We start from the raw sequence: 23,469 nt of genomic DNA, 5'->3' as shown, positions 1-23,469 counted from the left end.
CTATGACCACAGCGTTACGCTATTCCCTGTTTGTATTATGTCTGGCGCTGAGCTGGGTACTGCCCGGTTGCAGCAGCACGAAAACCGTTCCGGAAGGCGATGCCCTGTTTGCAGGTTTTAATGTGAAAGTAAACGACGAGAAGGACAGCAGCAAGCGCGGCACCGAGCTGGAAACCGAACTGAGCAACACGGTGCGCCCCAAGCCCAACGCCTCTATATTAGGTATGCGCCCCAAGCTCTGGATCTACAATACATTTTATACCGAGAAAGAGAAAGGCCTCAAAAACTGGATACAGAGTAAGCTCGGTGAGCCTCCTGTGCTCTTGTCTGAAGTGGACACCGCCAGCATCAACGAAGTGATGCAATCGCGCCTGCACAACCGGGGCTATTTCTATAATACTGTGCAGAGTGATACTACCATCAAAAAGAAGAAAGCCACGATCGATTGGACTGCCACTGTGCACGAGCCTTACCGCATACGCAAGATCAACTATACCGCCAGCGACTCCCTGCCCATACATACCGAGATCAGTCAGACGCAAGCCAACTCGCTGCTCAAGCAGGGAGAACCTTACGATCTGGACAAAATGATTGCCGAGAGAGCCCGCATAGACCAGGTTCTCAAAAACAGAGGTTACTTCTTTTTTGCGCCCAATATGCTTATTTTCAGTGCCGACACTGCGGTGGGCAATAGAGAAGTGGATGTACTCCTTCGCCTGAAACATGATTTGCCGGCCCATTCCCTGCGCCCTTACAAAATCGACGACATCTTTATCAACGCAAACTATGTGCTGAACGACAGTTTGTCCGTGAGTGATACGCTGCGCTTTGAAGGTTACAACTACATTCCGAACGAAAACTATGTACGGGCGAAGCATATTGTGCCGGGGCTTTTTGTGGCGAAAGACAGCGTGTATAGCCGTCGCAACCACCTTCTCACTGTCAGCAGGTTGTCTGGTTTGAGTGCCTATAAGTTTGTGAACCTGCAGTATGAGCGGGATACCCTGAAAGAGGACCGGCTGGATGCGTTTATCTTCATGACACCCGACTTAAAAAAATCGCTTCGGGCGGAAGCGCAGATGGTGAGCAAATCCAATAACCTGGCAGGGCCCGGTATTACTGTCTCATTCCGAAACCGCAATGCTTTTAAAGGGTCAGAGGTGTTTACTCTGGACCTGACCGGTCGCTTTGAAAATCAGGTGGGGGGCCAGCGGAACGTCAGCGGCGAGTCACCCGATGAGAACCCGGTCGGGCTTAGCTCCTACGAGCTTGGGGTACAGACCAGCCTTACCTTCCCAAGACTGGTGGCTCCTTTCAACCTGCCCAATCTTCGGTCTGCCTTTGTGCCAAAAACGCGTATTGCGCTGGGCTATAATTTCCTGAACCGGGTACAGTTTTTTCAGATGAACTCCTTTAATGCCTCCTACGGGTATAACTGGCGACCTAGGCAGACGATTACGCATGACTTCACACCAATAAACCTGCAATATGTACGCCTGGGAAAACAGACAGAAGAGTTTAGCGCTCTACTTGATGAAAATCCTTTTTTACGTAGCAGTTTTGAAGAACAGTTCATCATCGGTTCTATTTATCAGCATACCTTGAGCACATTGGCGCTGGAGAATAAAACCCATCAGTTTTTTAACGCTACTACCCTGGATGTGTCGGGCAACCTGGTGAGTGCGGTGCAGTCGCTGCTGGGCAGCGAAAAACGCGATGATGCTTCCGAACCGCCTGTGCCACCGCGCACCATTTTTAACCAGCCGTACTCGCAATACACCCGCATTGATAACGACTTCCGATACTACCTTAATTTTTCAGAGAAGAGCCAGCTGGCAACCCGTTTGATCGCTGGAGTGGGCTTCCCTTATGGGAACTCACGCACCCTGCCTTACGTGAAGCAATTCTCAATTGGCGGCCCGAACAGCATCAGGGCTTTCCGGGCACGCAGTATAGGGCCGGGCACGTACGACGCAGGAGATCTGGCCTTTTCCTTTTTTGACCAGACAGGCGACATCAAGCTTGAAAGCAATGTAGAGTATCGTTTCCCTATTTTCGGGTTTTTTAGAGGAGCGCTGTTTGTAGATGCCGGGAATATCTGGCTGCTCGAAGAGACCTACACAGACACAGGAGTATTGGAGAAGCCAAAGTTTAAAGCAGGCAATCTGTTTAAGGAACTGGCAGTAGGTACAGGCTTTGGCCTGCGGGTAGATATTGAGTTCTTCGTGATTCGCTTCGACTTAGGTATACCGGTGCGCGTACCCTATCTGCCCGAAGGCGACCGCTTCGTCCTCGACGACTTTAAATTCAGGTTCAAGCCTGAACCGGGTAAACAAGGTATGGTGCTCAACATTGCCATCGGCTATCCATTCTAAAACAGGTATAGACAGGTATAGCGGCTATACCGGTCTATACCTTATACCTGCTCATACCTGAGTTACAATATATCAAGCACTTTTTCAGGAGGACGACCGATGGCCGCTTTGTCGCCTTTGACCACAATCGGGCGTTCGATCAGGACTGGATGCTCGACCATAATCTGCAACCACTCTTCGTCGGTATAGCTTTTGCCGGCAAAATTCTCCTTGTATACCTGTTCGCCTTTGCGCAAAAGCTCCTCCGGTTTTAAGCCCAGCTTCTGGAGCACGGCTTGTAATTCCTGTGCAGAAGGGGTGTCTTTCAGGTACTCCACTACCTGCAACTCCACTCCTTTTTCACGCAGCAACTCCAGTGTCTGGCGGCTCTTGCTGCATCTGTTGTTATGATAGATCGTGACCATAGTAAAAACTTGATTTGTTCAAAGATACGCAAAAGCAGAAAATAGGCGAGCGCGGCCGCTTTACCGTCGTTTCACCAAAAAGCTTAACTTTGCAAAAAGACATGCCCGACAGGGCTATCCGATTAGTTAAATGTTTGAAACCAACCCCACTATTTTCTGATATAACATTATGAAAAAGACAACATTATTTGCAGCGCTGGTGGCTATGTTTGCCTTCGCTTCTTGCTCATCCGACAACACACAGCAGCATGCTGATGCCACAGAAGAGCATGCCCACGAACATCACGACGACATGGCAAACGGCGACAATATGCCGGCAGCCGGCACCGTGGTAGTAGAAACACCTTCCTTCGATTCGGTAGCAGAGCCTATGAAACGTAACCTGGCCCAGCTGCTGGACGAGTACATCGCCTTGAAAGATGCCATGGTAGAGTCTGACGCAGCAACAGCGAAAGAAGCAGCCAGTGCCGTACTCAACTCTGCCAACGCAATGCCTGTAGCTACCCTGCAGGTACCGGAGCAGAAGACATTTGCCGAGGAGCAGGTTGAAAAAGTACGTCAGTCTGCTGCAGCCATCGCCGCCACCAACGACCTGGGCGAGCAGCGCAACCAACTGGAAGACCTGTCAGAAGCTGTGTTCTCGCTGACCAAAGCATTCGACGCCACCGACCAGAAGGTATACTACCAGCATTGCCCGATGGTAAACAACAACCAGGGCGCGTACTGGGTAAGCACCAACTCAGAAATCCGCAACCCTTACTTCGGAAGCAGCATGCTGAAGTGCGGCAGCAACGAAGAAGTGCTTAACTAAATATGACAATGCATCCAGTCGAGCGCGATATGGATGACGAGTCCGATGCCAACCAGTCTTGTTTTAGGTATAAGCGCGAGCAGGACATAAACAGGTATAAGCCAGTATTGATGCAATAAATGAAAACCTACGCTACAGCGCATGGGATCAAGTATAGGTCGCACAAGCAAGTGGTCTGCATCGATAATTAGGCCTGCCAGTATAAGCAAGGATGCCCTTGTAAATTGCTCCCTGTAAAACAAAGCTGCTACCGCAAGCGGTACTGCTATGTGCAGGAGCATGTGAACGCCAAATGCAAGCGATAGATTCATAGAGCAGCGTACTGCATCGGCCAGGTATAGGTTACCAGATTCCTGAACATAAAAAAGCCCTTCGCTTGCAAGTAGCGAAGGGCTTTTTCTATAACTACGGGAATAGATTATTTTAAAGTGTCCAGTAGCATTCTGGATTTAACGCGCAGCGCAAACCACTCATACCTGTTTTTAAGCCGCTCAAAGTTTAAACCTTCCACGATGCCGTTCACGCTTGTTTCCTGCAGTGCTGAGGCCAGCACATTGTTTTCAAGCTGAAAATTTTCGTAGACAAGGCCCTCCCGGATAAAAGAACATTCAACTGTCTTCTCACGATCTTTTAATACAAGGGTGTTGCTGTGCCGAAGCGCCTGCTGAATTCTCTCAAGTTCTTTCATAGTCTTGTGTTGTGCAAAGAATTATAAATTAATAGCAAGTTTATTACATGAACTATGAAAGAAAAGTTCAGGGATTCTTCATGTTTATCCTGATTTTTTTCAAATAATTTAATAAAATAGCTAAAAACGGCTGCAATAAATCAAAGCAGTCCTCAAACTCCGAGAGCCAGTGTATTATCCTTCGTATTAGGCGACAGGCGGAATATCTTATGAAGCATCCCGGAATAAACCCTCGTTGGGATCACTGCAACAAATAAGCCACTGCTGGGCGGTGTCTGGATCGTCGAATTGAGCGATCTGCACCTGGTTACCGGACATGCTGAGTAGACTATTGCTTACTTTCTCCACAACAACCTCCAGAAAAAGATCGTCGGGTAAAACCAGCGCTAGCTTACGAAGTCTGGTCTGTGGCAGGCTGTGACCTAGTAGTTCGATCGTCCAGTTCTGGTCGCTCATGTTCGGCGTTGCCATGCGACTGAAATCCACAAGCCAGCCACATGCGTTGTACTTCTGCAACTGTCTGCAGATATTGATAAGCGCCTGGCGATACTCCGTACTGTTTCCAACCCGCAACCATTGGCTCGATAGTAGGCCAAGTTCTCGATTGTAGCTTACCTGAAAATAGGGCGGTGATTTCATATCTGTGTAACAGTCTATTATTTAATGATATAGTTATATAACGTATAAATACGGAGGCTGTTGTCAGTATTAAGTGAAATTTATAATTTTTATATCCCAACTAACTGTATTTCAATGTTAACGGAACTTACCACCCTTGTTTTACCTTACAATTTGTATACTCACTAATATTCAGGGCACCTTTACGTTAAAAGTGACAAGGATCATTTTACACATCAGGTATAAAGGGTAGCTTTAAGATTATATCCTGAAAAACATGTAGTTATTAATAGTATTGTTTTAATACATAGGCGGCAAGGAATGGAAAATTTAAGAAATGCTCTGATTGATGAGACTGGCACGGAGGTGAAAGAAAGCAGCGTTAAAAAATGTTTCCTCAAGGTATACAGTTACCTTCTATACCAGGATACTGCCAGCTTTATTGAAACATTGGATTACCGCAAGTCACTGAGTCGGGAGGAACGTAAGCGGGAACGATACTTTATTTTTCGCTATATGCTGCGCCTCATTAAAAGGAAACACCCGCAACAATGCGAATGTATCTGCCCAAAGCTCAACTAAGGTATAGCAAGTAAGGTATAACGTCCTTATTTCATATTCGCCTCCTGTTTGCCTCCGCTGGCTGACAGGAGGCTTTTTTTATTACCCTTCTGCAAAAATAGACAGTAGCCAAAGCAACCTTGGGTTACTAGCAGCCATCTATCAGCTATGGCAGTTCTGGAAGCAGAGACTCCCGCCCCCTACTTTCATCGGAATTTCAGAATCCAGCGCTACGTTCGTCGGAATTTAGAAGCTGTTAACGGACATTTTAAGGCGATTCATATAATATTGTAAACAGTACCTTGCATAACAAAGTACTATACACTAGCTTTGTATCATCCTATTACACTACATGCTAACAAAATAATACTATGAAAAAGTTATTCTATTTAATTGTTTTCACAATCTTTACTACGCTGTCTCACAACACCTTAGCCCAGCAGGAAGCCTGGCTGACTGGTAAAGTGCTGGATGAAAAAGGTGAAGGCCTGGGCTTTGTGAATGTTGCTGTGCTCTCATCGGCTTCTGATGCGGTTGTGACAGGTGCCATTGCCGAGATGGATGGTTCTTTTCGCATCAAAACACCTGCAAAAGGAAGCTACAAATTGAAATTGAGCGGTCTGGGCTACCTTCCATTGATCACGGAAGTCTTTGAAGTAACGGGACCTGAATTCAGCCGCGACTTTGGCAAACTGCAGGTAAAACCAGATGTAAAAACCCTGAAGGAGGTAACGATCCAGACCATGCGCCCTACCATTACCAACGATGCTGAAAAGATGGTGGTTAGCGTGGAAGGCACCGGTCTGGCACAAGGCAGCACAGCCTACGAAGTACTGGAGAAATCGCCGGGCGTTTGGATTGACCAGGATGGCAACATTACCTTGAATGGGAAGCCAGGCGTGCAGGTGATGATCAATGGCAAGCAGTCATACCTTTCCGGGAAGCAGTTGCAGAACCTGCTGCAGGGTATGTCAGCTGAAAACCTGAAAGATCTGGAAATTATCACTAACCCTTCTGCCCGCTACGATGCGGAGGGCGCTTCCGGCATCATCAATATCAACCTGAAAAAGAACGAGGCTTATGGCATGAACGGCAATGTATACGTTGGCTACCAGTACAACCGCATGAGCTCTTACAACTCTGGTTTTGACCTGAACCACAAAAGCGGAAAGTGGAACACAACGGCGGGCCTGGATTTTTCACGCCGCAGAAACTTTCGCGACATGGAGATGGAGCGTATCTTCAATGATCCGGTCGGCCGCAGCTTCTTCGATCAGGTAGGTATAGAGGAGCGTGAGCGCATCAACCCGACTTTGCGCCTGGGCACAGATTACGAGATCAATGAGCGCCACAGCGTGGGTTTTATGAGCAATCTGTTCTACAACTCCAACGAAGGCATCTTCAATACAGAGTCTGATCTGCGCCGCCCGGTTGCAGCGGATAGCCGCCAGATTTCCGCCACCAACGAACACGAGAGCACTTACCGCAATGGTACTTTCAACCTGCACTACAATGGCAAACTCGACACGCTCGGCACTACCCTTTCGGCTGATGTGGATTATGCCCGCATCATAGACGAAACAGATTTTGTATTCAAGAACAGGCAGTATGTGCTGGGTACCAACGAATTGGTAAGCCAGGAGTACCTTACCAGCTTTAACCCGACCGGCTACGACATCCTGGCTGGCAAACTGGACTTCGGCAAGAAACTGGGCAAGAAAGGTAAAATGGAGCTGGGCGCTAAAGCCAGCCATGTGGTATCAGACAACGAGCTGCTTTTTTATGAAGTAACAGACGGCAGAGAGGTGTTGGACCCACGCCGCACCAGCCATTTTGTGTACACAGAGAACATCTTTGCAGGTTACGCCAACTACTCTACTAAACTAAGCGATACCTGGAAGATCATGGCCGGTCTTCGTGCTGAGCATACTTCTTCTGAGGGTAACTCCATCACGCTGAATGATATCACCAAGCGAAATTACCTGGATCTGTTCCCAAGCCTGTTCCTGCAGCAGAAAGTGAGCGACAACTACCAGGTGAGCTACAAGTATAGCCGCCGCATCAACCGTCCATATTATGGTCAGCTGAATCCGTTCATTTTCTACCTCGATCCTTATACCTGGTCGCAAGGTTACCCCAACCTGAAGCCACAGTATACCAACTCGTTTGAGATCACGCAGACCCTGAAGGAGCGCTACAACCTGATGGCCGGCTACTCTGTCACCACAGACTTTATCGGCGAAGTACCGACTTATAACAGCGAAGACAACACCACTGTGTTCAGCCAGCGCAACATTGAAAGTTACAAGAACCTGTATACCACGTTGGTAGCGCCTGTGCAGCTTTCAGGTAAATGGGAAATGAACAACACGGCTACCCTCGCCTACCAGCGCTATACCAAAGAAGTGAATGCGCAGGATGTTGTCAACGACCAGGTGTTGTTCTATGTGCAGTCTAACCAGAATATTCAGCTGCCAAAAAATATCCGCATGGAGCTGAATGCCGGATTCCAGGGACCAGCTGTGTATGGCCTGTACGAGATAAACAGCCAGTGGTGGCTTGATGCCGGTCTGAAGCGCACTTTTATGGACGACCGCCTGACACTGGCTCTTAACGCAACTGACATTTTTCAAACCCGCATGCTGAAAGTGAAAACTATGCAGGATGGTAACCTCAACGCTATTGACCAGTACCAGGGCACGCAGAGCATTCGTATTAACCTGCGCTACAACTTCGCCAAAGGAAAGGACTTTGAAGCGAAGAAGCGTAACATCAATCTCGATGAGATTAACAGAACCGGAAATTAGGTAAATAGTACTTGTTAGCCTACTCAGCCCCCGCGCCATTGAGCATGGGGGCTGTTTCTTTTTAAGGCAAGGGATAGCACTATACCCTATCCTGAAGCGTTCCCTGCACGTAGTATTACATTCAATAAAATGAAACACGATGCAAGACGCAAATACTGAACATAAAAAGCTGCGCATAGCAGCTGTGGGCGATATACATGTGCATGAACAGGATGCCGGCAAATGGACCGACTTTTTCAGGCAGGTATCCGAAGAGGCAGATGTACTGCTGCTGTGCGGCGACCTGACCGATACCGGTCGCGAAAGTGAAGCCGAGGTGCTGGCCGAGGAACTCAGAGCCTGCTCTATACCTGTGCTGGCCGTGCTCGGAAACCATGACTATGACCAGAACCAGGTAAAGAAACTGCGCAAGATTTTTGCCAAAACTAACCTGCAGCTGCTCGACGGCGACTTTACAGTGATCGGACATGTGGGCTTTGCCGGTGTGAAAGGTTTTGGGGGCGGCTTCGACAGGTATATGCTGGGCATGTTTGGCGAGCAACTCAATAAAGATTTTGTGCAAGAAACCGTAACGGAAGCCCTGAAACTGGATGCTGCCCTGTCGCAGATTGACAGCCAGCACAGCGAAATGAAAAAAATCGTACTGCTGCACTACGCTCCTATCCAGGCTACCATCGAGGGCGAACCCGAAGCTATTCACGCCTTCTTGGGCTGCTCCCGACTCGAAGAGCCCCTTAATCGCCGCAACGTACTAGCTGCTTTTCATGGGCATGCGCACGTAGGGACACTAGAGGGCGAAACCAGCACTGGTGTAAAAGTATTCAATGTCTCGAAGCCGGTTCTGCAGAAGTCGGGTTACGAAAAGCCTTTCTTTTTGTATGAGGTATAGCGCTATACCTTATACCTACGTAAGCACGATTGGGCATTTGCCAGGCGCCGCAAAACGTAGCATATTACCTGCAAGCCAGGTATAGAAAAGGACTTAGGTACTGTTCTATACCTGGCTTTTGAATTGGTACTTAAAAGCCGTAATTTGCAGCGCATCATGCAGTGCCATTTTATTCATAGCACCCCTACTCCCCCTTCATGAGGGTTGGCCACCGGACAATTTTCTGGAAAGGCGCGCCTATACCTTCCTATCCGGATCAGGTCTGTACTTTCTGATCAGCTACTCTTTATAACCTATACCTGTTCCTTCACCCTTACAGGTGTGAATTGGTCGACTCTATACCTTACCTTTTAATATTTAAAAAAATCTCTGTTATACCCTGTTACCATCCATGCAATCCGATAATTTGCCTTTTCAACCAAAAATCCAGGACAGCCTGTTCTCGCACGTGAAGACGGATCTGTCGGCTGGCCTTGTTGTTTTCCTGATCGCACTGCCCCTCTGCCTGGGTATTTCGCTTGCCTCGGGCTCCCCTTTGTTCTCCGGCATTATTGCAGGTATAGTGGGCGGCATTGTGGTGGGTATACTGAGCGGCTCTAAGGTAAACGTGAGCGGACCGGCAGCCGGTGTGGCACCCATTATTTATGTGGCTATTGAATCGTTTGGTTCTTTCCAGATCGTGCTTTGCGCCGTGATCCTGGCGGGTGTTTTCCAAATTATCCTGGGATTCCTAAGGGCGGGCACCATCGCTTATTTTTTCCCTTCCTCCATTATCAAGGGTATCCTGGCCTCCATTGGCCTGATCCTTATCATCAACCAGATTCCGCAAGCCTTCGGTTATTCTGGCAAAGAGCTTTTTGGTAGCATGGAGGGCGGTTTCAGCACCCGCATCTTTGCTGAAATTGCCGGCATCATTGACTACATCAGCCTGGGGGCGACCCTGATCACCATTATATCCCTGGCCATAATTTTCCTGTTCGACAGGCCTTCGCTGAAGCGTTATACCTTCTTTAAGTTTGTACCCTCTGCCCTGATTGCGGTACTGGCCAGCATCGGCATCAACCAGCTCTTTGTGGCATACCTGCCGGAACTGGCTCTGGCGGACGGAAGGCTGGTGCGATTGCCTGTTTCTGAAAGCCTGGGTGAGTTTTTCTCTTTCTTCACTTTCCCCGATCTCTCACAAATAACCAATCCTGCGCTTTGGAGCGTGGCACTAAGTATCACTTTTATCGCCTCACTAGAGTCGCTGCTCAGCACAGAGGCCGGTGATAAGCTGGACCCATACAAGCGAAAATCTTCTACCAACCGCGAACTGAAGGCTCAAGGTGTAGGCAACATCGTGTCGGGTTTGATCGGTGGTCTGCCAATAACGGCGGTTATTGTGCGAACTTCCGCTAACGTGTCTTCCGGAGGCCGCACACCACTCGCTACCATCACGCATGGCATCGTCATGCTGGTCTGTGTGCTGGCAATTCCGCGCCTGCTCAACCTCATTCCGTTGGCTTCGCTGTCTGCGGTGCTTTTTGTGGTGGGCTATAAACTGACTTCAATCTCGCTGTTTCGCCGCATGTGGAAGGCTGGCAAGCGCCAGTTCGTACCGTTTTTTGTTACGGTTGTAGCTGTCATGCTTACCGATCTGATTGTGGGCATTATGATAGGTGGCGCCGTGTCGGTATTCTTGATTCTGCGCGACAATTACCGCACACCGTTCTTTGTGGAGGGCGGAGAACACTACGAAGGCGAACACATTGAGCTGGTGCTGGCACAGGAAGTAACTTTCCTGAACAAGGCAAGCATTATGCTGACGTTGAACCACGTAGCCCCCAACTCTACCGTTGTGATTGATGCTTCCAACTCCGTGCACATAGATGATGACGTGCTGGAGATCATCGAAGAGTTTAAGGCTACCGCTGCCTACAAGAATATCAAAATGGAAACAATCGGGCTTGATAGGTTCTATACACAGCCTAAACTTGTCTAGTTTTTCTACCAATACAGTTAATCCCATTAAATACTTAGGTATAGAGCACTTGCTTTATACTTCCAAATCTATATATTTACATATCAAAAACCATTCAATTCACTCACTATCAAAAATCAGAGCTTATGGGCATGATAAAAGAATTTAAAGAGTTTGCCATGCGTGGCAACGTAATGGACCTGGCCATTGGTATTATCATTGGTGGTGCCTTCAGTGGTCTGGTTAATTCGGTTGTAAACGACCTGATCATGCCACTGATAGGAACAGCCGTAGGCGACATGGACTTCTCAAACCTCTATGTACCACTTTCGAGTGCGGTTCCTTCTGGCCTGGCGCTGGAAGAAGCGCGTAAGCTCGGTGCCGTATTTGCCTGGGGTAACTTTGTGACTGTAGTCCTTAATTTCCTTATCCTGGCCTTCATTATTTTCATGATTGTGAAAGGTATGAACCGCCTGATGCGCAAAAAAGCCGCTGCCCCTGCAGTGCCACCGGCTCCAACCAAAGAAGAAGTGCTCCTTACCGAAATGCGCGACGCCCTGCGTACCATCGCAGCGAAATAAGCGCATCTATTTCATAAAAAACCCATGCTGTACATTGGCGGATATGCCAGTGCAGCATGGGTTTTTGTTTTTGGTTGAAAGGTTAAAATATTGGGCTAACGATTAACTTGCTCCTTTGTCAAAAGCCCCTACTCCTAGCGAATAATCTTGAGCGACTTGGACAAGTACGCCGGTGCGCAAATAGGACAGGCATAGCTCGTGTACGATTCGGACAGGTCGCGACCTGTCCCTACAGGTATAGGCACGATTTGAAGGGCTCTTTTAAATGCACTTTAGGACATCCAATTCCCGAAACAAACTGTTGGGGATGTCCACATCGTAGTGTTCCAGTCTAGTGTTGCAGGTATATGGGGGCAAGAATGTATGCGGCAGAAATGCTTCCAGATACGGATGTCCGGAAGAGCCAGTGAAAAGCCCTAATGCAAGAACGGCATTACAGTGTAACATCGCTTCATTCTCAAAATCTCAAACTCCTACCCCCTCCTATACCTGTCTTTCGGGTCAACAGCGGCGAGTTCCTGCAGGAGTTGGGCGATGTTGCGGGTAGTTGCTTCAAAAAAGGCTTTGCCTTTGGCGGGCGTCGCAGCAGCGGGATTGCCGATGCCGGTGTCGTCGCTTACCTGCGACCACAGGCGCTCTGACCAGGCCCAGCCTTCACGTATACCTGTCAGCCTCGATTTGTGCTCTCTGCCCTCACCGGCCTCGCTCAGCGGCAGCACCAGGTCAGGGCGCAGGTGTTGCATTATGCTGGTCTCCATTTCATCGGCGTGGTCACCGGGGCTGTTGAAGAAGGCCTTTCGATCGGCTGCCAGAAACCAGTTACAGGTGAGCAGAAACATATCCGGAAACTTCAGACCGAGTTCGCGCAACATCGGTTTAAAATCATTGCCACCATGGCTGTTGAGGACCAGCAGTTTATGGATCCCTTGCCTATTGAGCACTTCCACAATGTCGCGCAGGATGGCCAGTTGGGTGCTGGGGTTCAGGTTAATGTCCAGTGTGATGTCTGCCTGGCCGGTGTTCACGCCAAAAGGGATAACCGGAAGCACTGTTACCTTTGATCCTGCTTCCCAGGCCAGCCGGGCTGCTTCGGCAGCTACTGCTTCGGCCTCGTAAACGTCGGTGCCGTATGGCAGGTGATAATTGTGTGCTTCGGTGGCGCCCCAGGGTAGTATGGCTACGTCAACCTGTTGGTCTTTAATATCTTTCCAGTTCGATTCGGCGAGGATGTAGGGGCGCATAGTGCGTTGGGTTTAAGGTAGTTTGTTAACTGTAGGGCTTGCAGAACGTTAAGCCAGCAGCCAGTTCCGGGCTTCGCCATAAAACTCAAACTCCATAAAGCCATAAGGGAGCTGACTCTGGTCGATATACCTGAACATGTTCTCAAAGCTGATCCGGGCTGAAATGTCAGAAGACTTGACGCGGGCCACCTTTTCGAGTTGCTGCGATTGTTGAAAAAATAAGGCAGACCACACTTCTCTCGTCCACTCCTGATCTGACAACCTTACCACCCGGGCCTGACGGTAGTCAGCTAACCAGCGCTTGATTTCATACTTTTGGAGGGCCTCAATGTATTGTAGCATCGCCTCGCGGTACGCTGCGCTGGAGGCGTAGGCCAGCCAGGTAATCTCAAGCAGTTTCTCAGCCTCGTAATAGGCAATGTTTATATAATCTTTTTTGTATATTATCATTGCAGTTCAGTCTGTAGGGCAGGTATAAGCGCGGCGATCAGCGATATCATGGTTCCCACAATTAAACAACCTGCGTGCTCCAACCCAGCTATTTCGACAATGGTTTGCAAGAAAGGGCTTCCATATTTAAAATCAAAACGGATCGGCGCATTTAGTATAAATTTGTGATTTTACTCAAATCTTCTTGGCAGCGCGGCGCATGGTTTGTATATTAATGCGACTCCATAGCACACGCGCCTTTCTGATTTCTGAACAGCCAATCCCCAGCGTTGGTATAGACATAAAAAAAGTGGCCCCGGTCGTTCACCTCCGGGGCCACTTCTAATATACAAAATGAGCTTTCGCTAAGCTGCCTATATATACGCTCGTCTATATTGAAATGTTGTTATCTTTTTAAAATTTATTTTCCGGTGTGTGGTCTACGGTCCCGGACCTTGCAGACTCTTTCAGACCTGCGAGTGTCTGACAGATCGGCTTTCGCCAAACGGGTACCAGATATAGCTACGGCTCTTGGGGAGACGTTCGCGGGAGCTGTGCACGGCTCGAGGTCCAAGTGCGGCTATTTCATACGTCTCCCTACTCAATCGTTTCCTACTAAAGGCACTGAATTCGGTTTAATATATAAAGTCTTCCCCAATCCCGAAAGGATTCAACTTAAACTATATAATAATTCATTAATATAGTTATATTTTAATTTGCTATAACAATAATTAAACCCATCCCGTATTGATATATTCTCATTACCATAACAACTGATAAATCATTGACATTATAAAACTTTCGCTCCGGAATCCAGCCTAAAACCTCGAATAGTGATCCGGATAGGGAAATTTAGAGCCATACACAGCGGGTCTGTCTTCTCAGGTCATCGGATAATGCTTTACCTATTGCTAACCATAAAACCATTAATATGACTAACAGATTTTCTACCCGAAACAGCCTGCGTGTGGCAGCGACCTTTGCCTTTATTGGCCTGGCCGGTTGTAACCCCGAGGAAGACATGAACCCCGGAGCCGAATTAAGTGCAGAGGATTCGCTTATGGCACAGGGCGTCCACCCGGGCTCTAATGTGAAGCTGCGCAAAAACCACTACGTAGTATTGTCGAGCAGCGAAAAGCTGCCTGCAGGTATAGCAAGTAACCTGAGAGCCGCTAACGGCGAGATTACCAGCTTGATGGAGGAAGCAGGGGTTGCTACTGTGTATTCAGAAGACCCGAATTTTGCCTCTAAAGCCGCTAAGATAAATGGTGTGCGCTCTGTGGTGCGCGACCTGGAGGTGCAGTGGTATAATCCGGATGACATGAAAATTGTAGAACTGGGCGAAGTGGGTACACCGCCTGCAAGTGGAGACAACGACAGTTACTTTGACCTGCAATGGGGACATGCTGCCATCAAAGCGCCACAGGCCTAGAACGCAGGCCACCGCGGAAGCGGTGTGCGTGTAGCCGTTCTGGATAGCGGTTTCGACCTCGACCACCCAGACCTGGCTCCAAACATTGATATGGCAGCCAGTAATTTCTATCTCGGCAACTGCTCCAAGTGGCTGGGCGCTCGCTCCTGCCACTACCTCACTGGATGGCTTCGCCTCCTACTCCAACTTCGGTACCTCTGACATACATTTCGCTGCTCCAGGCGGTGACTATATGTACCCTGGCAATGAAATAACCGTAATTGGTGGCATAAGGCAGTATGTGTATGTATTCGACTACGTTTTCAGCACAGGTAATGGCAGTTACTACTGGTCTGTAGGCACGAGTATGGCGGGCCCGCATGCGGCTGGTGTAGCTGCCCTCCTCATCGGTAAAAATGGCGGCAAAATGGATCCGTCGCATGTACTGGCCAAACTACGCGCCACGTCCGACGACCTGGGCAAACCGGGCCGCGACCCATACTTCGGTTATGGCCGCGTGAACGCTTTGCGTGCCGTAACAGAATAAGCTATACCTACTCCCAACATAAAAAGCCGGACTGTTCTTAAACAGTCCGGCTTTTTATGTTCTAAAAGAGTGCAATTCTTTCCTTAGTGACCACTCCTAATTATCCTACTTAAAATCAAAACATATCTTCTTATACAGCCTCACTTAAAAGCTGGCAATTGAGTGCATTACAAGTAATAGGATATTAAAAAGCCATTTTTCGACATTTAGAACAATTTCATAAATTTTATCAAACAATTGAACACATATTGCCTGATTACAATTACATTCAAGAAGTTAACACCCAATACACCTTTATGAAGGTAAATTTTACACCCTCTGAAGAGCTGACGCTTACGCCAGATTTCTATAGTTCTATTGTACGCCACGGATCCGAGCTCATCACTGTGCTTAATGGAGAAGGCAACTACAAGTACGTATCTGACTCTATCAGCACTGAAATGGGATATATGCCGGAAGATCTGCTGGGGACTCCTGTGCTCGATCTTGTACACCCGGAAGATAGACCAACGCTCAGAGGAGAACTTTTTAAGCTATTGTATGGTGCTGAAAAGCAAATCAGCCTTCCACCTTTCCGCTATAAGGCTAAAAACGGCAAGTGGCACTGGCTCAGCTGCGTGTCTACCAGCATGCTGGACAACCCGCATGTACGGGGAATTGTGACTAACTCCCGTGATATTACATCTAAGATGGAGGCGCTGCGGCAGAAAAGGGAAAGTCAGGCATATTACAAAGCGCTATTTTTCAATAACCCCGACCTGGTGTTCACCCTCACCATAAACGGACAGGTAGAAGCGTGCAACGATGCGGTAGTGGCCATAGCTGGCTATACCCGCGAGGATTTCCCCGAAAGCCATTTTGGTGATTTTGTGCTGCCCGAATACCGTGTTGAGACATTTGAAGCTTTTAATAAAGCACTGGCTGGCCAATCCTGCACTTTTGAAACCTGCATCAGACATCACAATGGTACTAAGCGCCACCTGTCAGCCACATTGGTTCCTGTAGTGCTCGAGGGTCGTGTGCTTGCTGTTCAGTGTATTGCCAAAGACAGCACTAACGAAAAAGAGGCCGGTTTGCTTGTGAAAGCGCAGGCACAGAAACTGCATAACATACTGGAGAGCATGATGGAAGGCTTTTTTGCCCTGGACAGAGCATGGCGCTACAGCTTTGGCAACACGGTTTTCGCTAATTTTCTCGGCCGCTCTCTCGACGATCTGATGCACCGCAATATCTGGGAAGAGTATCCTTATCTGATTGATACTCAGTTTCAGCAGAAATGCTTTGAGGTGGCCAAAACCAAAAAAGCCTCCCAATTTGACGAGTATTTTCCTAAGATTAATACGATACTGCGCATGACCCTCAGTCCATTTGCTGATGGCATCCTGGTATCGTTTGTGGATATAACAGAACAACTGGCTGCGCAGGAGGAATTGCGCAAGCTCTCGCTGGTTGCCAGCAAAACCACCAATGGCGTGATCATCACCAACAACCAACTTGAGATTGAATGGGTGAATGAGGCTTTCAGTAACGTGACCGGCTATACCCTGGAAGAAGTCGCTGGTATGCGCCCTAGTGATTTCCTGGCCAATTCTGACATAGACCCGCGTGAGCTTGCCTGGGTAAGGGAGCAACTGGCAATGGGAGTTCCCATGCGGAAGGAAATGCTTAGTCACAAGAAAAACGGAGAAATGATCTGGGCCGATGTCACCATTTCGCCTATCGCAAATGATAAGGGCCAGATCGAGAAACACGTTTATATTCACACCGACATCACCGAGCGCAAACTTGACCAGGAGCAGTTGCTCAAAACCACTGAGCACTTATACCATCAGAACCAGGACTTGCAGCAATTCAACTACATCGTATCGCACAATCTGCGCGCACCTGTTGCCAACCTGATAGGACTTTCGTCGGTCCTGCAGAAACTTGATCCCAACAGCGCCCGCTTTATGCAAGGTGTGCAAAACCTGGAGACGTGCGCCCGCCGGCTCGACGATGTGATCAGTGACCTGAACAAAATACTGGCTGTACGGTCCGCTAACCTGCAGGCAGCACACGAAATGGTCAGCCTAAGCGAAGTAGCGATAGAAGTGGTACATAGCCTGCAGCATCTACTCAACCTGTCCGGTGGCCGCGTTGTGCTGAACCTGAAAGAAGATGACCTGCTATTTGCTAACCGTGCCTATATCTATAGCATTCTGCACAACCTGGTCTCAAACGCGATCAAGTATAAATCTGCGCACTGCGACTTACTTATTGAATTAAATAGCGTAAGGATAAAGAACAGTCTACAGCTGAGTATAAAAGACAATGGCAGTGGAATGGACCTGGAGGTGGTGAAACCGCATCTTTTCCAACTCTATAAGCGATTTCATTCAGGACCCGACGGAAAAGGCATCGGGCTATACCTGGTGAAAATGCAGATGAACGCTATCGGGGGAGAAATTGAGGTAGAAAGTAAGCCGGAGCAAGGAACAACCTTTACCTTATATTTTAAGCACGCAGCCTATGGTCAGTAAGGTATACATAATTGATGATGATGACATCAGTATTTACCTGACCTCACTGGTGCTGGAAGAAGCAGGTTTTGCCCACGAGATCTGTGCGTATACCTCAGCAGATGATGCACTGGCTGATTTGCCATTGACAGCTCACGCTCCCCTGCCGGACGTTATCCTGCTCGACCTGAACATGCCTGTTAAAAGTGGCTGGGATTTTCTGGACACCCTGCGCCCCCATGAAGAAGCGCTCAAAGGAAAACTGGATGTGTTTATCCTTACCTCCTCCATCGCTGTCAGCGACAAAGATCAGTCTCAGGCTTATCCGCTTGTGCGCGGTTTCCTACACAAACCACTCGACGAAGAGAGCCTGGCTTACATCAGCCGCGCACGCAACGGCCGTGCCTAAGCGGCATACAAGGGTAACCTGAGCATAAAGGTTGTTCCCTCCTGCTCCCGACTCTGTACGCTGATCGTGCCACCCAGCAATTTTACAAGTTGATGCACAATGGAGAGTCCGAGCCCGCGCGATTCTTCTCCTTTCAAACCTTTTCTGGAGGCGATACTCCGCCGTTCGTAAATTTGAGGAAGCATATGTTCCGGTATGCCGATGCCGGTATCGCTGTGCTCTATCACAGCCTCTTCCCCATCCTTGTAAGCCCGTATGGTAATTTTGCCGGTATAAGGCGTGAATTTGATGGAGTTAGAGATCAGGTTATTCAGTATCTGTGAGAATTTTATCTGGTCAAGTTCCAGCATCAGCGGCTCTTCCGGCAGCTGTAGTATAAATTGCTGCTGCACCATCTGGCCCTTCTGGTAAAACTCTGCCACATTCCGGATCTGCTCGCTCACATCTACATGGGTCTTGTGCACATTTACCTCCATCGATTGGAGATGCTCTTCGCTGAGTAAATCCTGTATCAGGTCTGTGCATTGCACACAGGCTTTTTCAATGATTTCAGTATAGTGTGCAATCTCCTGCTGTTCGTCTTCCTGAATTTCTTTGCGAAGCAGTGAAGCAACACTTTTGACGACAGCCAGCGGGCCACGCAAATCATGCGATACCATTTCGAGCGCACTGTTCTTACGTTGTCCGAATTCAGTCAGGTAATTTATAAAATTCTGCTGCTGGGTTACGTTCTCAGCCATACCTGCCAGGCTCGCCACCTGTTTATCACTATCGTAAATCGGGTAAGCGATATAGCGGATATAGCGTTTCTGCCCTTGCAGCTCTATGCGTACAATCTCGTCAATATGATCTCCGTTGAGTAACTTTTGCCAGCAGCGCTCCACAGCGGGGCGGTCATCTTCAATTACGGAGTCAAACAGCAGTTGGGGGTTTTCCTGCAACTGCGATTCCTCAATCTCCCAGATGTCAAAAAAAGCCGGCGATAGAAAGTCAAATTTATTTTGCGTCAGATTATATTGAAATAAGACTTTGGAACTCTGCTGTCCTATTTGCTGAATTACGTCTGATTGGTTCATGTTAAGGGCTGTTTGCACCGTAGTAGATACGGGGTGCCGGGCAGGATGTTAACTGTGGCGCTATCCAACTTAATTTCAACTATCTTCGTCTATGCCGTTCCTGCATTGTGAAAATTCTGCCAAAAACCTGGTATGAGGAGTAAACCAGCTGGTCTACAGCCTGGTGCTGCTGTTGCTTTTGCTGTCAGAAACTATCGCACAGTACAAGATCGTAGCGCAGGATGAGCAGATCGGGTTCGGTTATATGACAACTTGCCGGGTTTCAAAGCGCTTTTTAATCTGGAACAACGTCCACTACATTCCGGCAGGCTTTGGCATCATCCGCACCTGCCTGACTACCCACTTTCCCGGTACTGCGACGCAATCTTCCGGCCCTGAATTTTAAAGGTATACAATCCAGCTTGGCCCTGAGCAACGAACCACTGATGAACCTGGGAGAAGAAGCCACGGCTCCATTTGATCAGAACCGCATTTCGCTGATATTAGCGGCCTGCTACCGGGGCCTGATGTTGCAGACCGGGTACATGAACCGCTATGTACAGTCATCGACTCCGGGTAGTTTCACCAGTAACCATGCCCTGGTTAGCTGGCTGTTCTATACCCTGGACATGCGAAAGGAGACTGCTGAACCCTAAAGAAACAAAAATACCACTTGTCAGAAGGTATAGAGTAAGATAGCACGGTTGTAAGCATACCCAACCCGAAGATCCGGCTTAGGTATACAGGCATAGCGCAACCCTTTATTGAATACCTGGATCGCCTGATGCTGCCGTTTCATTTTAGCGCCGGCAAAGGGGATGCTGAAGGTCAGCAAGCTTGCGCCCGCACCTGAGACCAGCCAGTTAGGTTGGTTGCCAGCTGCCTGCTCATCGGACAAGTTATCAGAAGGCCAACAGCGTAGGTCAGCATCGAAGCCGGCAGTGAATTGCGATGGCCTTTCTGAAGCTCCTTTCGTGCTTCCGGATGTTGATCTAAAATGTGCAAAAGTTGTTCTTTACTGAGCTGGCTACCAGTCTGGTAGTAGGCAAATCCGAAGCCTTTTTTCTGTACAATAATCTCATCGCTATACTGGGCAGTGATGCCATTAAATACACTGCTAAAATTAAGCAGCAACAACAGTAAGGAGGTTTTCATAGATATAAGGTGCGTATGAGAAACAAAATAGCAAAAGAGCACCTTATCTCAAAGTACAATTTAAACATACGCATACAATTGCATGAAAGCATAGCTTCATTACTTCTCTTCTATTCTGCCAATCAGCCAACTAAGCCAGCAAAGGCACAAAAAAGCAGCAAACCCAAGGCTTGCTGCTTCAAATTAAATTCACATCTATCGTGTATGATCAGACGTAAGTTATTTTGCCACGTTAACTTTTGAGCTGCTCTTCCAGTTCCTCGGCATCCAGCATCAGGTTTTCCCATTTTTGGTTGACAGCATCCAGTTCTTTCTGCACAGTTTCAAACTTTTGGGATGTTTCCTGCAACAGGCTAGGGTTACTGTATACCTTCGGGTCGGCCAGTTCCGTTTCGTGTTTGGCGAGTTCCTGTTCCAGTTGCTGCACCTGCTTCTCCATCTCACTTATCTGACGGTTTACCTGCTTCAGCTGGTTGTTCAGCGCATTAAACTCGCTGTTGTCGCGCTTTGGTTTCGGTTCTTCTTTCTTAGCAGCTGGCGCTGAGGCGGCTTCACGTTTACTTTCTTTTTCACGCTTCTCCTGGAAAGTTTCAAATTCGTGGTAAGTGCCGGGATATTCCTTAAGCTGGTAGTCTTCGATGTACCAGATTTTGGTAGCCACATTTTCTACAAAATAGCGGTCGTGCGAAATGATAATAAAAGTACCCTCATACTGGTCCAATGCCTGAATCAGGATGTTGACCGACTGCATATCCAGGTGGTTGGTCGGTTCGTCGAGCATCAGGAAGTTTGCCTCCGAGATCAGGGTTTTGGCCAGCGCCACACGGCTCTTCTCCCCTCCTGACAGCACTTTTATCTTTTTAAACGCATCGTCGCCGGTGAAGAGGAAGGAACCCAGCAGCGTACGCAACTCAACCTCCGATTTACCGGAACCAGCCTGCTGCAGTTCCTGCAAGACCTCATTCTCCACGTTCAGGGCCTCCAGCTGATGCTGCGCATAAAACGACATGATCACATTATGCCCCAGTTCCCGCTTGCCCTGTATCGGCTCGGTACCGGCAATGATGCGCAGCAGTGTAGACTTACCTTTACCATTGGCACCGATGAGTGCAATCTTGTCGCCGCGCTCTACATGCACGTTGGTATCACGGAATATTAGTTTGCTGCCGAAGCTTTTGCTCATATGCTCCAGGCGCAGGATGTGGCGCCCCGGCTGCACGTTGAAGCGGAAGCTGAAGTTTACTTTTGCTGCCTCACCTGCTACCTCCTCGATTCTTTCCATGCGCTCCAACTGCTTCATGCGGCTCTGGGCCTGCTTGGCTTTGGTTGCCTTGGCCTTAAAGCGCTCAATAAAGCGCTCTGTTTGCCGGATTTGAGCCTGTTGATTCTCATAAGCGCCTTTCTGAATCTCGTTACGCAGGGCTTTCTCTTCTACATAAAAGCTATAGTTGCCAGGGTATAGATTCAGCTTTGCACCCGACACTTCCACTGTAATGTTGGTGGTTTTGTCCAGAAACTCCCGGTCGTGAGACACAATCACGACCGCACCTTCAAAGCGATCCAGGTATGACTCAAGCCACTTGATGGAAGGAAGGTCGAGATGGTTAGTCGGTTCGTCAAGCAGCAGCAGCGAGGGTTTCTGCAGGAGAATCTTGGCCAGCATTACACGCATGCGCCAGCCACCCGAGAAAGAGGCCAATGGCTGCTTCAGCTCCTCAGTTGTGAAGCCAAGGCCTTCCAGAATCGACTCTGCTTCGGCCTGCATGGTATAGCCGCCGAGCGCCTCAAACCGCTCTTGGAGCGCTGCCAGTTTATCAACCAGCTTGTCGTGGAAGTTATTCTCAAACTCTACCAGCACTTGGTCAATCTCCTTTTGCAGTGAAATGGCCTCATCAAAAGCCTGCATGGCAACTGACAGAATGCTCTCGTGCGTTTCGTAGCTGAGCAGGTCCTGGTTCAGGAAACCAATGGTAGTTTCCTTGCTCATCTGTATGCTCCCGCCGTCGGGTTTGTACTCCCCCACAATGATGCGTAGTAGCGTAGATTTGCCTGTACCATTAAGCCCGATCAGAGCTATCTTGTCTTTGGGTTTGATATGCAGGTTGGCCTCGTCGTACATGGGACGGCTGCCAAAATGAAAGCTAAGGTTATTGATAGAGATCATAGATTCGGAAAGCTGAGCTACAAAGGTACTTATTTTGGGAAACATCCCCAGCGCTAAGGCCTACAGACCAAAAGTCGCCTGCTACGTAGAAATATACATTGCGGGCGCAAAATGCACTGCACAGGTAAACATTATCACAAATGCCCCGTTCTATAGCTTTATGCTTTTGAAAAATGTGTAGGCGATACGTTGAAAACAGCAATAAAATATAGCCTTTTATGATCGCAGTTACATCCCTGCTCGACCCTTCCCATTCTGCACGTGTAACCGAACTGACCAGTTTGCTCGACACCCAATTTGGCCTGAATGAGGTAAAGATGACACCCTACCCGCACCTGACACTGCTCACCGCGGAAATCCCGGATATGGAAGAGCTGCAGCAATATTTGGTGGAAACTACCCGCGAGACAGAGCCTTTTACGATCCGTACCACCGGTCTGGGAATTTTTCCGGGTGAGAAGCCGGTTATCTACATTCCGGTGCTTCGTACCAATCAACTCAATCAGTTGCACGACCGCCTGCACCGCGACATTTCGGAGATGAGCAGCGAGATGGGTATTTACTATAACCCAAACATGTGGCTGCCGCACATTTCGCTGGCCCTCGGCGATACCTCAACCGACGTGCTTGGCCCGGTCCTTACCTTTCTTTTCAACTACAACTTCAATTGGGAGATCACGATCGATAACCTGACGATACTGCAGAAATGCGGCGATTATTACCTGAAAGAAGACGAGTACAGCTTCGGGCGCAAAGAGCTCAGCCTATAAAAATAGTCGCATTATCACGTACTCCTATTCTCTGATTTTTCCTATTCATGCTTGCGCTATACCTGTGCTACTCATACCTGGCACAGCTATACCTGT

23 protein-coding genes are annotated in these 23,469 nt (G+C 48.5%); 13 read left to right on the top strand and 10 right to left on the bottom strand.

Annotated elements, in window-relative coordinates; all coding sequences use genetic code 11:
• Nucleotides 1–2 precede the first annotated feature (2 nt).
• Nucleotides 3–2,375, top strand: a complete 2,373-nt coding sequence (locus K3G39_RS01090; protein WP_220624312.1) for a BamA/TamA family outer membrane protein — start codon at nucleotides 3–5, stop codon at nucleotides 2,373–2,375.
• Between the two features lie 62 nt (nucleotides 2,376–2,437).
• Here K3G39_RS01090 and arsC read toward each other — a convergent pair whose 3' ends face one another.
• Entirely contained in the window at nucleotides 2,438–2,779 is a 342-nt protein-coding gene (gene arsC, locus K3G39_RS01085) for an arsenate reductase (glutaredoxin) (protein ID WP_220624311.1), read from the bottom strand.
• A gap of 169 nt (nucleotides 2,780–2,948) precedes the next feature.
• Between arsC and K3G39_RS01080 the strand changes: the two genes are divergently transcribed.
• On the top strand, nucleotides 2,949–3,590 hold the full coding sequence (locus tag K3G39_RS01080) for a DUF3347 domain-containing protein (protein ID WP_220624310.1): 642 nt from the start codon (nucleotides 2,949–2,951) through the stop codon (nucleotides 3,588–3,590).
• On the opposite strand, the gene K3G39_RS01075 is transcribed toward K3G39_RS01080, so the two are convergent.
• The 3 genes from K3G39_RS01075 to K3G39_RS01065 all read right to left on the bottom strand — a co-directional run bounded on the left by K3G39_RS01075 (nucleotide 3,587) and on the right by K3G39_RS01065 (nucleotide 4,917).
• Nucleotides 3,587–3,871, bottom strand: coding sequence for a DUF6122 family protein (locus tag K3G39_RS01075; RefSeq protein ID WP_255593817.1), 285 nt, complete (start codon nucleotides 3,869–3,871; stop codon nucleotides 3,587–3,589). The genes K3G39_RS01080 and K3G39_RS01075 overlap by 4 nt on opposite strands.
• A 137-nt stretch (nucleotides 3,872–4,008) precedes the next feature.
• Entirely contained in the window at nucleotides 4,009–4,278 is a 270-nt protein-coding gene (locus K3G39_RS01070; RefSeq protein WP_220624308.1) for a hypothetical protein, read from the bottom strand.
• 207 nt (nucleotides 4,279–4,485) lie between these two features.
• Nucleotides 4,486–4,917: an STAS/SEC14 domain-containing protein gene (locus K3G39_RS01065; protein ID WP_220624307.1), complete on the bottom strand. Its 432-nt coding sequence runs from the start codon at nucleotides 4,915–4,917 to the stop codon at nucleotides 4,486–4,488.
• 300 nt (nucleotides 4,918–5,217) lie between these two features.
• Between K3G39_RS01065 and K3G39_RS01060 the strand changes: the two genes are divergently transcribed.
• The 5 genes from K3G39_RS01060 (at nucleotide 5,218) to mscL (ending at nucleotide 11,694) form a co-directional block, all read left to right on the top strand.
• Nucleotides 5,218–5,478: a hypothetical protein gene (locus K3G39_RS01060; RefSeq protein ID WP_220624306.1), complete on the top strand. Its 261-nt coding sequence runs from the start codon at nucleotides 5,218–5,220 to the stop codon at nucleotides 5,476–5,478.
• A gap of 350 nt (nucleotides 5,479–5,828) precedes the next feature.
• Nucleotides 5,829–8,264, top strand: a complete 2,436-nt coding sequence (locus K3G39_RS01055; RefSeq protein ID WP_220624305.1) for an outer membrane beta-barrel family protein — start codon at nucleotides 5,829–5,831, stop codon at nucleotides 8,262–8,264.
• A 139-nt stretch (nucleotides 8,265–8,403) separates the two neighbouring features.
• Nucleotides 8,404–9,153, top strand: coding sequence for a metallophosphoesterase (locus K3G39_RS01050; protein WP_220624304.1), 750 nt, complete (start codon nucleotides 8,404–8,406; stop codon nucleotides 9,151–9,153).
• A gap of 391 nt (nucleotides 9,154–9,544) precedes the next feature.
• Complete coding sequence (locus K3G39_RS01045) at nucleotides 9,545–11,134, top strand: SulP family inorganic anion transporter (protein WP_220624303.1); 1,590 nt, start codon at nucleotides 9,545–9,547, stop codon at nucleotides 11,132–11,134.
• A 131-nt stretch (nucleotides 11,135–11,265) separates the two neighbouring features.
• Nucleotides 11,266–11,694 (top strand): large conductance mechanosensitive channel protein MscL, encoded by a 429-nt coding sequence (gene mscL / locus K3G39_RS01040; protein ID WP_370627167.1) that lies wholly within the window; start codon nucleotides 11,266–11,268, stop codon nucleotides 11,692–11,694.
• Between the two features lie 473 nt (nucleotides 11,695–12,167).
• On the opposite strand, the gene K3G39_RS01035 is transcribed toward mscL, so the two are convergent.
• The gene (locus K3G39_RS01035; RefSeq protein ID WP_220624301.1) at nucleotides 12,168–12,935 is read right to left on the bottom strand and encodes a creatininase family protein; all 768 of its coding nucleotides are present in this window, start codon (nucleotides 12,933–12,935) and stop codon (nucleotides 12,168–12,170) included.
• 48 nt (nucleotides 12,936–12,983) lie between these two features.
• Entirely contained in the window at nucleotides 12,984–13,385 is a 402-nt protein-coding gene (locus K3G39_RS01030; protein ID WP_220624300.1) for a hypothetical protein, read from the bottom strand.
• Between the two features lie 910 nt (nucleotides 13,386–14,295).
• Between K3G39_RS01030 and K3G39_RS20680 the strand changes: the two genes are divergently transcribed.
• From K3G39_RS20680 to K3G39_RS01015, 4 genes are all read left to right on the top strand, one after another.
• On the top strand, nucleotides 14,296–14,796 hold the full coding sequence (locus tag K3G39_RS20680; RefSeq protein ID WP_255593710.1) for a hypothetical protein: 501 nt from the start codon (nucleotides 14,296–14,298) through the stop codon (nucleotides 14,794–14,796).
• A gap of 85 nt (nucleotides 14,797–14,881) precedes the next feature.
• Nucleotides 14,882–15,322 carry a S8 family serine peptidase gene (locus K3G39_RS20675; RefSeq protein WP_255593709.1) on the top strand — a complete coding sequence of 147 codons (441 nt, stop codon included), beginning with the start codon at nucleotides 14,882–14,884 and terminating at the stop codon, nucleotides 15,320–15,322.
• A gap of 296 nt (nucleotides 15,323–15,618) precedes the next feature.
• A complete protein-coding gene (locus K3G39_RS01020; protein WP_220624299.1) occupies nucleotides 15,619–17,841 on the top strand; it encodes a PAS domain-containing sensor histidine kinase in 2,223 nt (740 codons plus the stop codon).
• Nucleotides 17,831–18,229, top strand: a complete 399-nt coding sequence (locus K3G39_RS01015) for a response regulator (RefSeq protein WP_220624298.1) — start codon at nucleotides 17,831–17,833, stop codon at nucleotides 18,227–18,229. The genes K3G39_RS01020 and K3G39_RS01015 overlap by 11 nt, the downstream gene beginning before the upstream one ends.
• Here K3G39_RS01015 and K3G39_RS01010 read toward each other — a convergent pair.
• Entirely contained in the window at nucleotides 18,226–19,305 is a 1,080-nt protein-coding gene (locus K3G39_RS01010; protein WP_220624297.1) for a PAS domain-containing sensor histidine kinase, read from the bottom strand. The two genes, K3G39_RS01015 and K3G39_RS01010, sit on opposite strands and share 4 nt — an antisense overlap.
• Nucleotides 19,306–19,706: 401 nt before the next feature.
• On the opposite strand from K3G39_RS01010, the gene K3G39_RS01005 reads away from it, so the two are divergent.
• Entirely contained in the window at nucleotides 19,707–19,940 is a 234-nt protein-coding gene (locus K3G39_RS01005; protein WP_220624296.1) for a DUF2490 domain-containing protein, read from the top strand.
• Between the two features lie 20 nt (nucleotides 19,941–19,960).
• Here K3G39_RS01005 and K3G39_RS20670 read toward each other — a convergent pair whose 3' ends face one another.
• The 3 genes from K3G39_RS20670 to abc-f all read right to left on the bottom strand — a co-directional run bounded on the left by K3G39_RS20670 (nucleotide 19,961) and on the right by abc-f (nucleotide 22,603).
• Nucleotides 19,961–20,083: a hypothetical protein gene (locus K3G39_RS20670; protein WP_255593708.1), complete on the bottom strand. Its 123-nt coding sequence runs from the start codon at nucleotides 20,081–20,083 to the stop codon at nucleotides 19,961–19,963.
• 29 nt (nucleotides 20,084–20,112) lie between these two features.
• The gene (locus K3G39_RS01000) at nucleotides 20,113–20,439 is read right to left on the bottom strand and encodes a hypothetical protein (protein ID WP_220624295.1); all 327 of its coding nucleotides are present in this window, start codon (nucleotides 20,437–20,439) and stop codon (nucleotides 20,113–20,115) included.
• 232 nt (nucleotides 20,440–20,671) lie between these two features.
• Nucleotides 20,672–22,603: a ribosomal protection-like ABC-F family protein gene (gene abc-f, locus K3G39_RS00995; protein WP_220624294.1), complete on the bottom strand. Its 1,932-nt coding sequence runs from the start codon at nucleotides 22,601–22,603 to the stop codon at nucleotides 20,672–20,674.
• A gap of 218 nt (nucleotides 22,604–22,821) precedes the next feature.
• Between abc-f and K3G39_RS00990 the strand changes: the two genes are divergently transcribed.
• Entirely contained in the window at nucleotides 22,822–23,373 is a 552-nt protein-coding gene (locus tag K3G39_RS00990) for a 2'-5' RNA ligase family protein (RefSeq protein ID WP_220624293.1), read from the top strand.
• The last annotated feature ends 96 nt before the right edge of the window (nucleotides 23,374–23,469 follow it).

The organism is Pontibacter sp. HSC-14F20, assembly GCF_019599265.1.
Lineage (GTDB): Bacteria > Bacteroidota > Bacteroidia > Cytophagales > Hymenobacteraceae > Pontibacter.
The sequence above is the reverse complement of the archived record's forward strand: the minus strand, read 5'-3'. Positions and strand labels throughout refer to the sequence as shown.